This window comes from Chromobacterium sp. FG89, assembly GCF_057808735.1.
Window position 1 is genome coordinate 1 of sequence record NZ_JBMDIQ010000069.1, and the last position, 869, is coordinate 869.

The following is an 869-nucleotide window of genomic DNA, read 5'->3' on the forward strand; positions in this document are numbered from 1 at the left end:
CTGGGTGAGTGCGGTGCCGCAGGAGGGCAGCGGCGGGGTGGTGACGGCGGGGTCTTCGAAGGCGCCGGGCGTGGCGGTGGAGAAGAACCCGCTGGCGGGGGGGGCGGTGGGCGTCGGCCGCTATGGAGAGAGCAATGGTGTAGTGAATTTAAAGGTGACTCGGGATTCTGTATTTCCAAGTGATTCAGAATCTTTACCCTTTCAAGCATATTATTCTGATTTGATTAATATTTCAGGTGTCATACCCTTGCAACAAGGCATTTATCTAGGGGGGCCAGTCAAGGTGAAGCTTACCAAACATCCTGCTGGTAGTTGGGATACTGCTCAATATGCTGAAGTAAGCTTAACGTCTGAAAACGCTCGTAACTTTAATATTAATTTACCAATAGCTGGTGGGTATGGCCGGACTCCTTGGTATGATCAGTATAATCTTCAAAATACTATGCAAATTTATGAAATTGCATACAGATTAGAAATCGTTCAGCAAACCGCGAGTGGCGAAATAGTACTATTCTCATCTGAAAAAACCTCCAGTGCTGAAAGCGATAATTTTTCCGCGCCACTACCCAAATCTACTCTCCATTTTGGAGGCCAATCTAACGATGCTGCTCAACTGGTACTCTACACCCGTCGTGCAGGCAGTAATGCTGGCTGGGAGTATGTGTACGCTCCGCATTTAAAATCTGGACAGTTTGCCTTCGACTGGTCAGGGATGGCGCGCGGTAAGTACGAATTCCGCTACGTTGCCATGGACGCCGCTGGCAAGGTGCTCAACACCCGCCAGGGCAGCCTTAGTATCAATGATAACGGCCCGACCATCTCCCAGAGCGAGGCCGCCGTCGACAGCGCCTTCATGTACAACACCGGCT

1 protein-coding gene is annotated in these 869 nt (G+C 50.6%); it reads left to right on the forward strand.

The genetic code is table 11. The features are described 5' to 3' along the window. Window positions 1-869, forward strand: an 869-nt coding sequence (locus tag ACODRW_RS24270; RefSeq protein ID WP_488906916.1) for a hypothetical protein, incomplete at both ends; no start/stop codon positions are given.